The 13,084-nt window shown below is 37.9% G+C and carries 13 protein-coding genes and 1 other RNA gene; 6 read left to right on the top strand and 8 right to left on the bottom strand.

Annotation, left to right across the window (positions count from 1 at the left end; genetic code table 11):
* The first annotated feature begins 70 nt into the window (after nt 1-70).
* Nucleotides 71-583 carry an acyl-CoA thioesterase gene (locus ACIQAA_RS11345; protein ID WP_402619042.1) on the top strand — a complete coding sequence of 171 codons (513 nt, stop codon included), beginning with the start codon at nt 71-73 and terminating at the stop codon, nt 581-583.
* Between the two features lie 29 nt (nt 584-612).
* Here the strand turns inward: ACIQAA_RS11345 and ACIQAA_RS11340 are convergent, their stop codons facing one another.
* The 3 genes from ACIQAA_RS11340 to ACIQAA_RS11330 all read right to left on the bottom strand — a co-directional run bounded on the left by ACIQAA_RS11340 (nt 613) and on the right by ACIQAA_RS11330 (nt 2,972).
* Nucleotides 613-1,584 (bottom strand): cation diffusion facilitator family transporter, encoded by a 972-nt coding sequence (locus ACIQAA_RS11340; RefSeq protein ID WP_402619039.1) that lies wholly within the window; start codon nt 1,582-1,584, stop codon nt 613-615.
* Nucleotides 1,585-1,719: 135 nt separating this feature from the next.
* The gene (locus tag ACIQAA_RS11335; RefSeq protein ID WP_402619036.1) at nt 1,720-1,953 is read right to left on the bottom strand and encodes a hypothetical protein; all 234 of its coding nucleotides are present in this window, start codon (nt 1,951-1,953) and stop codon (nt 1,720-1,722) included.
* Nucleotides 1,954-1,964: 11 nt separating this feature from the next.
* On the bottom strand, nt 1,965-2,972 hold the full coding sequence (locus ACIQAA_RS11330) for an AI-2E family transporter (RefSeq protein ID WP_402619539.1): 1,008 nt from the start codon (nt 2,970-2,972) through the stop codon (nt 1,965-1,967).
* 237 nt (nt 2,973-3,209) lie between these two features.
* On the opposite strand from ACIQAA_RS11330, the gene ACIQAA_RS11325 reads away from it, so the two are divergent.
* The 3 genes from ACIQAA_RS11325 to ACIQAA_RS11315 all read left to right on the top strand — a co-directional run bounded on the left by ACIQAA_RS11325 (nt 3,210) and on the right by ACIQAA_RS11315 (nt 4,732).
* Entirely contained in the window at nt 3,210-3,428 is a 219-nt protein-coding gene (locus ACIQAA_RS11325) for a hypothetical protein (RefSeq protein WP_402619034.1), read from the top strand.
* Nucleotides 3,429-3,487: 59 nt separating this feature from the next.
* Nucleotides 3,488-4,129 (top strand): DUF2085 domain-containing protein, encoded by a 642-nt coding sequence (locus ACIQAA_RS11320; RefSeq protein WP_402619031.1) that lies wholly within the window; start codon nt 3,488-3,490, stop codon nt 4,127-4,129.
* Between the two features lie 138 nt (nt 4,130-4,267).
* Nucleotides 4,268-4,732 carry a hypothetical protein gene (locus ACIQAA_RS11315; RefSeq protein ID WP_402619028.1) on the top strand — a complete coding sequence of 155 codons (465 nt, stop codon included), beginning with the start codon at nt 4,268-4,270 and terminating at the stop codon, nt 4,730-4,732.
* 91 nt (nt 4,733-4,823) lie between these two features.
* Here ACIQAA_RS11315 and ACIQAA_RS11310 read toward each other — a convergent pair whose 3' ends face one another.
* From ACIQAA_RS11310 to ACIQAA_RS11300, 3 genes are read right to left on the bottom strand one after another with little or no spacing between them, the layout of a single operon-like run.
* Nucleotides 4,824-5,171, bottom strand: coding sequence for a 2Fe-2S iron-sulfur cluster-binding protein (locus ACIQAA_RS11310; protein WP_402619025.1), 348 nt, complete (start codon nt 5,169-5,171; stop codon nt 4,824-4,826).
* Nucleotides 5,171-6,019 carry a family 1 encapsulin nanocompartment shell protein gene (locus ACIQAA_RS11305; protein WP_402619022.1) on the bottom strand — a complete coding sequence of 283 codons (849 nt, stop codon included), beginning with the start codon at nt 6,017-6,019 and terminating at the stop codon, nt 5,171-5,173. Before ACIQAA_RS11305 ends, ACIQAA_RS11310 begins: the two co-directional genes overlap by 1 nt.
* A 19-nt stretch (nt 6,020-6,038) precedes the next feature.
* A complete protein-coding gene (locus ACIQAA_RS11300) occupies nt 6,039-6,608 on the bottom strand; it encodes an IMEF encapsulin system ferritin-like cargo protein (RefSeq protein ID WP_402619019.1) in 570 nt (189 codons plus the stop codon).
* Nucleotides 6,609-6,773: 165 nt separating this feature from the next.
* Here ACIQAA_RS11300 and ACIQAA_RS11295 point away from each other — a divergent pair, with 165 nt between their 5' ends.
* Together ACIQAA_RS11295 and ACIQAA_RS11290 are read left to right on the top strand one after the other, a co-directional pair.
* The gene (locus ACIQAA_RS11295; RefSeq protein ID WP_402619017.1) at nt 6,774-7,454 is read left to right on the top strand and encodes a spore coat protein; all 681 of its coding nucleotides are present in this window, start codon (nt 6,774-6,776) and stop codon (nt 7,452-7,454) included.
* A gap of 353 nt (nt 7,455-7,807) precedes the next feature.
* Entirely contained in the window at nt 7,808-11,350 is a 3,543-nt protein-coding gene (locus tag ACIQAA_RS11290; protein ID WP_402619015.1) for a bifunctional 2',3'-cyclic-nucleotide 2'-phosphodiesterase/3'-nucleotidase, read from the top strand.
* A gap of 697 nt (nt 11,351-12,047) precedes the next feature.
* Here ACIQAA_RS11290 and ssrA read toward each other — a convergent pair.
* Both ssrA and smpB read right to left on the bottom strand, forming a co-directional pair.
* Nucleotides 12,048-12,384: a transfer-messenger RNA gene (gene ssrA / locus ACIQAA_RS11285) on the bottom strand.
* 155 nt (nt 12,385-12,539) lie between these two features.
* The gene (gene smpB / locus ACIQAA_RS11280; protein ID WP_402619012.1) at nt 12,540-13,007 is read right to left on the bottom strand and encodes an SsrA-binding protein SmpB; all 468 of its coding nucleotides are present in this window, start codon (nt 13,005-13,007) and stop codon (nt 12,540-12,542) included.
* Nucleotides 13,008-13,084: the final 77 nt, after the last annotated feature.

Genomic DNA, 13,084 nt, shown 5'->3' with positions numbered 1-13,084 from the left:
TTCCATTTTAATGATTATGTACTATAATTCTAGTTTAAAATAAACTTATCCTAGATAATGGAGGAAGAAAATGGACGCAAAAACATGTAATGAATCACGAGTGGTTCGCACGGGCAGAATTTTTCCGAATGATGTAAACAATCATAATACCTTATTTGGAGGCAAGTTAATGAGTGACATGGACATGGTTGCCTCCATTTCGGCTGTAAGACATGCTAGAAAAGAAGTTGTTACGGCCTCAACAGATTCTGTTGATTTTTTAAGTCCAATTACTCAACAAGACTCTATATGTATTGAATCTTTCGTTACCTATACTGGAACGAGTTCAATGGAAGTTTTCGTCAAAGTGATTGCAGAAAATTTAATAACAGGTAACCGAAAAATTGCAGCTACCGCTTTTTTAACCTTTGTGGCGTTGGATGAAGATGGAAAACCAACTAAGGTTCCTGGGATTATTCCTGAAACGAAAGAAGAAAAAAAGCTGTTTGAAACAGGGAAAGATCGTGCGGAAAAACGAAAAGAACATCGAAAAAACAGTAAGGAACTTGCGAGTTTCTTTACCACTGAAAAACCTTGGGAATGAAGATAGGCTGCTACTTTAGCCAGCCTATCTTATTTTTTCACCGTGGATTCATTGTTCCAGGTCAATACTCCATCTTCTTCATCAAACTCAATCGTGACATCAACTACGCCTTTTTCTGCCATGATTTTCTCCTGTAAACGGTCTTTTATATCATCTGCAACCGCGATCGTTAAACTAGGGTCAATCTCGATTTCCAATTCCACATGTAAATCTTCCCCTTCCTTAATAACAGCAAGGTCTTGGATATCTTTAACATCAGGGTCTGACATCACCACTTGACCAATCTTCTCTTCCATTTCCTCATCTGCCCTGCCAAGTACACCGGCAGCGTTATCCAAAAAGACTCGGCCGACAACGAAGAACATCATTAAACCAATGAGAATCGATGCGGCTCCTTCAATCCAATGTAGATCGGTAAAATGCGAAATCACGACAGCGATAATAGCGAGCAAGCCCCCGCTTGTCGCTACTAAATCTTCCATGAACACTAGCTTTGTGGCTGGCTTAGCCCTGCCGAGATGGGCAAAACTCTTTAAAAAAACACTTGGACCACTTGCTGGTTCACCGACTTCATGCATAACTTCCTTCATTGCCTTATAAAGAACATATATCTCAAGTATGAGGGCAAATGCCAGTACGCCTACATTAATGAAGAACCCTTCTGATTCAGCCGGATGAAGAATATGATGATAACCTTCTTGGATTGTTTCAAAAGCCATTATACCAACGATTAGGACGGCACCCAATAAGACCAAGTTTACCAATCGGCCAAAGCCATTTGGGAAGCGATTGGTTGGCGACTTCTTGCTTAAGGCAGAACCAACAAATACGAAAAACTGATTTGCGGCGTCGCCAAGACTATGCATCGTCTCTGCAAACATCGCGACGTTTCCAGTAAACATATAAGCAACACCTTTAGCGATGGAAATGATCGTATTAACGATTGTGGCAATCAGAGCAGACTTGTTACCTTTTCTTAATAATCTCAATAATTCTCCCATTATATCCCTTCTTTCACCTGCATTATTAGTTACCTTTACTATTTTCAAAAAGGACAAATTTCATGAACATAGCCACTTTCCTATTTAGAGAGATTTTCCCAAAACAAAAACCCCCATTGCTGGAGGTTTGAGATGTTATACGTTTTTCAATACCATATATAATCGGTTATTTCTCTCAATTCTGTCTTCATCTGAAGCTAGGTCATATTTTTTTAGCAGATGAAACACTTCATTTAATAGATCTTGTGTATGTTCTTTTGAGAAGAATTGTTCAAATAACGGCACCATGTCTTCCGGAATAAACACTTCTTGTGATTCATACTTACTTCTTACATCTTCCTGTGAATGATTAAGTTTGCATTCGCTCATTACATCACCCTCTATACTTTCTTATGATCAGTTACTTCTAAAACATCCAATATGAATACAAAGACTGGAATACCGATGATTAAACCCCAAACTCCAAAGAAATGTTCAGAAAAGATTAATACTAGGAAAGTATAGAAAACCGGTAAGTTTGTTTTAGACGACATTAAATTCGGATTCAAAATATAGGCTTCGATTGCATGGATGATCATAATCGCAATAAAAACATATAGTACGGTCATAATACCGCCAATACTATACCCTATGATAACCAGGGGAATCAAAGAAATGATTACACCGGCAACAGGAATCAATCCCAGGAATAGAATCATGATGGACAGTCCACCCAATTGCGGGAAGCCAAAAATCCATAAGGCAATAGTTGTCAGAATACAGTTAACAACGGCAATGATTAATTGAGCTTCGATTACCTTTCCGAAGGTACCGACGAATTTTAGTGAAAAGAATTCTATCTCTGCATAAATAGATGCGATTTTACTCGTTTTAAATTTTTTCGTAAATTCAATTAAACGAGGTTTTTCTAATAGGTAAAATAAGCTCATTAAAAGAGCAATAAGGATTTGCAATCCAAAGGTGCTAATATCTGTAAAATAGGTAATTAAAAAGGTAAAGCCTCTCTCCAAATAATTTGATATCTGAATTTCCTCAAGACGGCTTACCAAATAATTTAATATGATGTTATCGTGCTCTTTCGTATAAAATGCTGTAATCTGTCTTATTAATGCTGTTATTTCACCTATTATCATTGGTAAGTATTTCACAAGTCCATAAGATAGAAGGCCTACAATGGTGGAATAGGACGCAATAACAAGTATTTTCCGATTAAGCGGTATTTTTCTGTTCAAGAAAATAACTAATCGGTCCATTAAAAAGGTGAAAATAAAGGTGAATAAAATTAAATTAATCATATCCTTTAGTCCATAAAGAACTAATGCAAGTAAGACAAAAATAGAAATTCTCTTAAAACCGCTGCTTTTAATTAGATTATTTATCATATTAATTTACCAAACCCCATTTTTATGTCCTGATGAACTATGTATTAACTTTATTATAACAAATAAGTACATGATTGTTACTTTTAAGAATGAATCTTTTATAAAAAAGATTCATTCTTAAGATCCAGGAATCTATAGAAATTTCTAAAAGTAGACAGGCAAATTATCCTTCCCCTTCACATACATATCCAAAGAGCCTGAATTTAAATGTTGGTGGTATTTTTTTATACGGAGGGGATCTATTTGTCGGGAGGTCAAAGAGCTCTTTTATACATTTTGTCCTTTATCATACCTGTTGTTGGAATCATCTTGGGGATCGTTTGGATGAATGATCAAGACTTAGAAAAGAAAGCTATCGGAAAAACCTGTTTAATTGTTGGTATTGTTTCCATTGTCCTTAGTTGTATTTGCTGGTTTGCCGCTTCTGCACTGTCAGTGATCCCTGCCTTTATGACGTACTAATTTGATCAGAACCCAGTTCATATGATTGAATTGGGTTCTCAGTTTTAGGAGTGATTGGATTGCTTCATGAAGTTTTGCATTTTTTCGGGAGGGCGATTTGTCACCAGTTGGAAGAACGTTCGCTCCAAGTTTCCGGTGAGACATTGGCAGTTTGTGCAAGAGATACAGGGATTTATATAGGTATTTTTTCTACAATCATTTATTTACATTTTTCTAAGCGTAAACAGAGTGTAACGATACCTTCTATTAAAATAAGCTTTTTACTCCTGTCATTTCTTGTTCCATTAATAATAGACGGTTTAGGGTCATACACACACCTTTTTGATTCCAATAATCTTCGGAGATTAATAACCGGGATTGCCTTTGGATTCGTACTGCCTTATTTTATTTATCCGCTGCTCTCGAAAAAATCCCTTGAACATGGGAGTGTCCCTGTACTGAGCAAGAGTCTGGATTTCTTCATTCCGCTTGTGCTGAGTATTTTTTTAGGTGGATTATTTTATTTAGGACAACCATCTCATACCGTTCTTGATGGCTTTGTTATTTTTTCAGTCATAAGTTGGTTTAGTCTATTGGCTTCCTTTCTCTTTCCATTCATTCGTAGAGTATGGGTAAGACTTACTTTTTCAATACTTGTCAGTTTATCATTCCTTAGCATTCTGTCATTAGCACATATAAAGATCCTTTCATTATCTCTTTGAAACGAATATTTTAAGGGGTTTCCCATTAATTGGAGTTCATTTTTTCGTCAAAAATTGACCATAAATTCCATTGACAATGATTCTCATTATCTATAGAATTATCAGTATAAACTACTTCGGAAATGGGGGAACATCATTATGTTTAACATGCTATTTGGGTTAAAGGATATTCACACAGTTATTGCTAATCAACGTAAAATTGGCGGTGCTGCAGAAGCAGACTCTATCCGTCTTTCTTCAGGTGAAACCTATTTAAACCCCGTGTTTACGAATGTTGATTTCTCTAAAGGACAATATGTTTCTGTTGGTTTTATCGATGGAGAAGGACAAAATATCATTACCCATGTTGACCAAATTGCAGTCATAAAAGGATTAGAGCATAAATTAATCTGTCAGTTGAATAACACATATATTAAACAAATGCTCGTTCGTGATACACTACAATACTTACAAAAGCTATGTGAAGTTAATGCTGGATTTGTCACAAAAACCTTTAAAAAAGAAGCATTGAGACTTGTTCAGGATATTAGTGTAAATGAATTAAACAAACACAATATTTCACTGCCATTCCCTGTTGAAGACAAGGTAGTAAAATTAGCATAATAAAAACGAGGTCCTATTGTCGAAATGGGACCTCGTTTTTATGTGGAGTGTATTTTTAATCCCGCGAAACCCTGCTTTTAATCGGAATTTTTCATAGTATTTCTGCCTGACAAGCCAAGCGATACCCGTTCATTAGTTCATTCTTTAACTTTTTCTGCTCCTGCTCGTTCGGTACAGATAATCCTGTACCTTTTATGACTTTGACTGTACACTGACCGCACGTTCCTTTGCGGCACTTATAATTTATTTGCTTCCCTTGAATCAGGGCAATATCCAACAACTTTCCTTTTACAGGGTGAATTTCCATCCTATTGCCGTTTTGCTCTACAATAATGCCTTCTGTTTTGACTTCTTTATTCTCCGTTTGTACTGGCGCTGGAGGTTTTACAGTCATCCTTCCTGGAATAAGGGATCCGACTGTTAATACGCGATTAATCATTAATCCCCCATGGATTCCAAAGTGCAAATGGCAGAAGGGCGTTTAATTCGTAAAACAACTGTTTCGTAAACACGGAATGGATGGTTCATCCCTTCTACACCCAGGTAAGCTGTATCAAAGTCCTCTGAAATCGCCAAATCCAGATTATTTTTTCCAGTATTTAGCAACACGCCCGATCTTCCCTTTAACACAGGTGATTGGAACACCCCATCCGTAACCAACTCCCGAATATGTTCAATTTCTAAGACGTTTGTATCACGATGAACACGATGAACGAGAGAATATAGCTGTGGGGAAAGTACAAGGGCAAATGGTCCATTGTGGTTCATCTCAAGCAGTTTATTCCTTGCGTCTACTATATCCTGAAAAGCATTTCCGGATTCATACCATTCACCGATTAAATGTGTTAAACGGCCAGGTACATTCATTAAACCTGGGATATCAAATTCCTTCGTTCCATGAAATATCATTTGATCTTCTAAGATCGCTACATCCCGGGCTGCATTAGCTGCTGCAGAAAAATCAATCGGGATATCTAATACCTTTGCCTGATCTAGGTCACGCCAATATAATACAAAGTCTTTATACAGCAATGGAATGGTATAATTCACCCTTTTACTTGCTTCAATATCCGTATCGAAGGACCCTTGGAAATCCATTTTTGCTTCTAAGTTTTCTGAAAAAATGTCATTAAAGATACTTTGGACACCACGACCTAATGGACCATATAATTCAATAAAACGGCGTCCTACAAGCTGTCTTCGTGCTGCATCGATCACTGTTTGATCCAATTGTGTAAACTCCTGACTTGATAACGGTGAATCAGGGTATAATTGTGTTTTATTCATTGTCTATCCTCTCTTTTCCTTAGATTAAGCTTCCTACCGTAAATCCTCTTCTTTGTTTTGTCTGAGGAGCATGGGTAATTACTGTTGCTGCTGCTGTTCGGTCTAAATGATCATGGTGCTCATCATGATGGGCATGCGGGTCCACAAAGTTAGTGTCAAATCGACTGTTAATATCGAGTAGCATTTGTTTTACTTGCTGGTAATCCTTATACGATACTTCCCTTAATCCATTTAATAGACTGCTTCGCTCTTGGTCGGTAAAGCGAAATAACGCTAAATCAAGGTGTTCGACGAAATTATGTAAACCAAACTTTTCTAGGTTGAGTTCCTGTAATAGTCGATTGAATTCGTTGTTGGCTGGAGAAAACTCTTTCTCATCTTTGACTTGTTGAAACTTCTGAATAAGTGGGATCAGTACGACTAAACGGGATAAACGCTGTTCCTCTTCTTCATAAATATGGTGATAGTACAGTCTTTCATGTTCATCAGCTGCATTTTGAATGACTGGGTCAAGCATATTCATAAATTTTTCAATGGCATCTTTGGTTGTTGTAAATATCTGATAAAAAATCCTTAATTCTTCTTGCACTTTTCACGCACCTCCTATACTCACTACCTGTCATTATTGACGTTGTTTGTTTTTCTAAAACCTTTAACCTACAATCTTTTGAACAAATTGTTTATGTGAATAACTCTGGTCGATTGATACATAATAACAGTGGCTATTATCAATCAATTAGGAGGAGAAGAGAATATGATGCAAAACCAGCAAGGTCAACAAGGACAAATGCACGAAAATATGCATACAGGGAATGTACCTCCACAGCTTAATCATGGAGGTCATGAGGTAATAGACTTAAATGAAGTTTTAGGAGCAGCTATTGGTACCATGAATTCTTACATGTTATTACGCCAACATGTAAAAGACCCTGAACTATTGGACATTCTTGACCGCCAATATAAATTTATGCAGGACGAATATAACATCACGGTAGAGTGCTTTAAGTCAGGTCAAAACCCATCGCATCCAACTTCCAAATATATGATGAACCAAGGAAATGACTTTATTTATGGAATGAAGCCTTCTCAGCCGAAGAAGCCTTTCCAATCTGTGTCGGAAATTAATGACGAATACATTTCTCACTGTATGCTATCTTCTTGTAAAGCTAGTGCTTCAATGAAAACGATGGCAGCACTAGAAACAACGAATCCAGTTGTTCGCCGTGTGCTGGCAGATTCGATACCAAATTGTATAGAAATGGGCTATGAACTCTCTATTTATCAAAATAAACACCATTACTATCAAGTGCCTCAGCTTGCTGAGCAAGACATGAATAATTACCGAAATGCATTCGCACCTGCACAAGGTCAAATGATGGGACAGCCAATGGGACAAATGCCAAATAATAATATGAACAACAATATGCCGCATTAATAATAAGAAGCTATCCTTCAATTTGAAGGATGGCTTCTTTCCATTTAAGAACTTATTTGCTGCCACGTACAATAAATTCCATCTCCACTCTTTTTTACCTATGACTTATTCCCCTTACAGAACACAAATAATTTTCTTATTATTAGGAAGGAATGCCCCCATATTATAGAAAAATATTTTTTTAAAAGAAGGATTGTACTCAATAGAGAACGAATTAATATGTTGTGTGTAGTTTTTGTAATTTTCTGTTTTGAACCGAGAACACAGACATCCCTATCCTTCTTTTAAACTTTTAAAGGGGGGATTCTGCAGTTTTCTGAGTAAAAAAATACTATATTACTAGGAAGGTGAACATGTTGAAAAAGAAACAATTACGTAATGCGAAGAAAATAGTATCATCATCTCTAGCTGTATCACTTCTTGCATTTCCATTCTTTTCATCAACTCAAGTAAACGCAGCACCTAAAACTGACAACAGCCCTGTTTTGGATCTTCGGCTTATGGAAACAACAGATATACATACAAACCTATTAAACTATGACTATTACAAAAATGCAGAGTACCTGAAAGTTGGTTTAGCTAGTACAGCTGCTCTTGTGGAAGCTGCCCGTGCTGAAGCAGCGAACAGTGTATTGGTTGATAATGGTGACTTAATTCAAGGAACTCCATTAGGAACGTATAAGGCAAAAATAGATCCGCTTGAAGATGGAGAAGTTCACCCAGTATTTAAAGCGATGAACCAAATGAACTATGATATTGCTACATTAGGTAACCACGAGTTTAACTATGGTCTCGAATTTCTAGAAGAGGCCTATGATGACGCGAATTTTCCTGTTATCAACGCAAACGTTTATGTGGATGACCATGATAGTAATCCCGATAATGACGTAAATAAATTTACTCCTTACAAAATTATCAACAAAAAAGTGGTCGATAAACAAGGAAAAAAACATGTAATCAAAGTCGGGTTTATCGGATTCGTTCCTCCGCAGATTAATGAGTGGGACAAGGCAAATCTTGACGGTAAAGTAATCACAAAAAACATTGTTGAAACGGCAGAGAAATTTATACCGCAAATGAGAGAAGAAGGTGCAGATGTTATTGTAGCTATGACTCACTCCGGATTTAGCGGTAATAAAGACAATTCAGAAGATGTTATTTATGCATTAAGTGAAGTACAAGGAATTGACGCCATCACTTTCTCGCATACTCATAAATTGTTCCCGGCAAAAACCGAGGCTTCACTTGATGGATTGTTCAAGGGTGCCGACGGTAAGCCACTTCCTGGTGTAGACAACGCGAAAGGGACCATTAATGGAGTTCCAGCGGTACAAGCAGGATACGGCGGCGGTTCATTAGGAATTATTGACCTATCTTTAAAAAAGGAAAAAGGGAAATGGTCTGTAGTAAACTCACAATCTATAACACGTGAGATATCTTCACCAACACAAGTTAAGCCTGTTCAATCCATCGTCGATGCGGTTAAGGCTGACCACGAAGCAACGGTGGACTATGTAAATACTCCAATTGGAAAAACAACTGATGACATACACAGCTATTTCTCACTCGTACAAGATGATCCTTCCATCCAAGTAGTGACAAATGCACAAAAATGGTATGTTGAAAAGTATATTGCCGAAAGCAAGCCGGAATATCAGGACCTGCCAATCCTTTCTGTAGGAGCTCCTTTCAAAGCAGGCCGTAACGGTGTGGCAGAATACACTGAAATCCAAGCAGGTGATTTAACCATTCGCAGTGCGGGAGACTTATACTTGTATGACAATACATTGAAAGCGATTAAAGTCAAAGGCTCTGTAGTTAAAGAATGGATTGAAATGACTGCCGGGAAGTTCAATACAATCGACCCTAATAAAACTGAGGATCAAGAGTTATTAAATCCAAAGTTCCAAGTATATAACTTTGATGTAATTGATGGAGTTCAATATCAAATAGATGTTACAGCTATGGCTAAGTATGACCCTGCTGGAAATCTTATTAACCCAGATTCTAGCCGTGTAGTGAACTTAACTTATAATGGCCAGCCTGTAGATCCTAATCAAGACTTCATTGTGGTCACCAATAACTATCGTGCTGGCGGCGGCGGTAACTTCCCAGGAGTAAAAGGAAGCGAAATAGTCGTTGACTCTGCTGATGAAAACCGTCAAATTTTGATGGATTATATTACCGAGATAAAAGAAATCACTCCAACAGCTGATAACAACTGGTCAATTGCTCCAATCCCTGGAGATGTGAACGTTACCTTTACAACATCACCAGCAGCTGAAAAGTATCTTAAAGAAGGAAGTAACATTTCTTATACCGGTAAAACTGACCCTTCTGGCTTTGGAATTTTTAAATTAGACATTGGTTTTACTCCTGTTAATATTCAGCTACTAGGCTTAAACGATTTACATGGCCAGCTGGATACTGACACAAAAGTAAAAAGAGATGGAAAAGATGTATTGGCTGGCAGCATGGAATACACAGCTGCAGCAATCAAGCAACGTGAAGCCACAAACGAAAACACTCTTGTTGTTCATGCTGGTGACATGATTGGCGGCAGCCCGCTAGTGTCAGCACTATTCCAGGATGAGCCGACGGTGGAAGTGATGGAAGCAATCGGTATGGATGTCGGTACACTTGGAAATCATGAATTCGACGAAGGGATTTCCGAATTACGCCGCATGATCAATGGTGGTCAACATCCACTTGGAAAAGGCACGACAGGCTATGACGGAATGGATTTCCCCGTTATTGCGGCCAACGCTTTTGACAAATCAACAGGCGAATTAATTACAGGTACACCATACGTAGTCAAGGAAGTTGCTGGTCAAGAGATTGGATTTATTGGAGTCGTTACACAAGAAACTCCTGATATGATCGTGACGAAAGGGAACGAAAATCTTCAAATTACAGATGAAGCAGAAGCAATTAACAAGTATACAGCAGAGTTAAAAAATCAAGGTATTGAAGCAATCGTTGTTTTAGCGCATAACCCTACTAGTCAAGAAGGCTACACTGATGGATTTGACGCTTCAAGAATTGCTGAAAAAGTAGATGATGAAGTAGATGTAATCTTTGCTGCTCATAACCATGTTTTCAATGATAAAGTAGTAGATACCAAGTTAATCGTTCAAGCTTATTCTTATGGTTCAGCATTCTCTGATGTCGATCTAGTAATTAATCCTGAAACAGGAGATATTGTCAAAAAAGAAGCAGAAGTAGTAACCGTATATCAATCAGATTACACTCCTGATCCTGAAGTTTCAGCGATTATGAAAAAGTACGAAGATTTAGTAGCGCCAATGAAGGCAGAAGTAGTAGGTAACTCCGCAACTACATTAGCTAAAGGATATCCGTCAACTGCTGGGGAGTTTGCCGACAATGGCCTTGGCAACTTAATCGCTGATGGTATGAAAGCAGCAATGGACACTGATTTTGCCTTGATGAATGGCGGTGGTGTTCGTGCACAACTTGATGCTGGTGAAGTAACATTCGGGGATTTATTCTCCATTCAACCATTTGGGAATGTATTAAATAAAATTAACCTTAGTGGCGCAGATTTAAAAGAAGTATTAAACAAGCAAATTACACCAAAAGGTCTTGATTACCATATTGCTGGATTCAAATACACCTACACTTGGGATGATACAGCAAAAACAGGTCAGGTTGTTGACATCTTCTTACCTGATGGAAGCAAAATCGATCCAGCCCAAGAATATTCGGTTGTAGTAAACAATTACATGTATGGTAATGCCAGCTATGGTATTGGTGCCTTGGCAACAGGATTAGAAGTAGGTCCTGAAGACTTAGAAGCAACGGTTGAATATGTAAAAACACTTCCATTACCATTTGAATACAAAGCAGAAGGCCGTATTCAAAAAGTAACACCTTAACAGAAAGAAATATTTGAAAATACCATGCCACTTTAAAAAAGCTATCCTCTCATTTCGAAAGGATAGCTTTTTGTTGTTATTTTTTAAAAACTGAACTAGATTATTGTATAATAAATTTAGGAACATACGTTTCTGTCTTATCAATTCAATTGGGAGGGACATAAAATATTAAGAAAAAAGATGCTGTGTTATCTTTACTAAAATTTATCTCCCCTTATCTGCGAGTAGATAAAAAAAGAAAACGTGCTCAATTGATACTTAAGAAGTATGACGAAGTAACCCCACGGAACGGTAAATATAATACAGAATTACTAAACAGAAAAATAGCATTTGAAGAAGCTTTTTTTTTCAATATAAAAAAGGCTAGCATTTCTGCTAGCCTTGTAATCCACCTTATGTATGGTGGAAGCGGCGGGACGTGCGTTTCCATGCTTTCGTCATGGCACTGACTATATCTTGAACCTGAATTTACAGGTCCTTCGGCGTCTTATGCGAAATATAATTTTTACCTTCAGCAGGCAGGATTTCGCATCCTAGTACTACCATTGTTTTTAAGTGGCAGCCTATAAGTCGATACACGGCTGTTGGATTACTCCACATACCGCTCGGCATTGCCCTATCGCCATTTAAGCGACTTAGGTTTCACCGATAAAGCCGAATTTTCACTTATGTGTTACCACATAAGGCGACTAATAATTAATCGAACCCGCGTCCAAAGATATCGGCACTTAAGCTTCTACGAGTGTAGTCGACATATTGGCGCTTCGCTGATCCTTTTGCCTATCGACAGGCGTCCGGTCAGCTAGTCTGGTTGTTCTCTTCCTTCGCCCTCAGACGGTGGACTCCGGCGTAGCCTACTAAGAGTGAGTCCGCTACCCTACCACATAGGCGATGGAGGGGCGAACAGCTAAGCAGTTATTAAGCTGCGAAAGCTAGGTTGTTGTTAGTTTTGCCAGTTATAGGCGTTGACGTTTTAACGAGGCCGATCCCCTCGACTCGCAACCCAAGCTCGAACTACCCCTGTCGAATCCTTAGCGCCCCCATTAAAAATGAGCTGAAATCTACTTAAAGATTAAAGCTGCAGACGTTAGGATGCTCAACAATAGTTTGAGCAAAAGTTATCATCGCTCCTTAGCGACAAACTTATTATAACACACTGAGCGAATTTTTCAATTGTAAGTATTTGTAATTATATTTTCTGGCGGTCACGGAATGCACGTTCGATATCACGCTTAGCCTCTTTTTGCTTAAGGACTTCACGTTTATCATAATTCTTTTTACCCTTTGCCAACCCTAATAAAACCTTGGCAAATCCATTTTTTAAATAAATCTTTAATGGGATCAATGCATAACCTGCTTCCCTTGTTTCACCAAAAAGCTTGCTAATTTCCCTCTTATGAAGCAAAAGCTTTCTTTGTCTCAAAGGATCATGATTAAAGCGATTCCCTTGTTCATATGGGCTTACATGCATATTTAATAAATGCATTTCACCATTGTGAATTCTTGCATAGGAATCCTTTAAATTCACTTTTCCGGCACGTATAGATTTGATTTCCGTACCTTGAAGAACAATACCAGCCTCATATGTTTCTTCAATAAAGTAATCATGGTATGCTTTTTTATTTTGCGCAACAACTTTTCCTTCACCTTTTGGCATGTCTCTCACCTCGTTATGGGTTAATTTTAGCAGAAAACTGTATTCATAACAATTGAAAGAGAGCCTCGTAGAAGGCC

It is taken from the genome of Neobacillus sp. NPDC093182 (assembly GCF_044754045.1).
The sequence above is the reverse complement of the archived record's forward strand: the minus strand, read 5'-3'. Positions and strand labels throughout refer to the sequence as shown.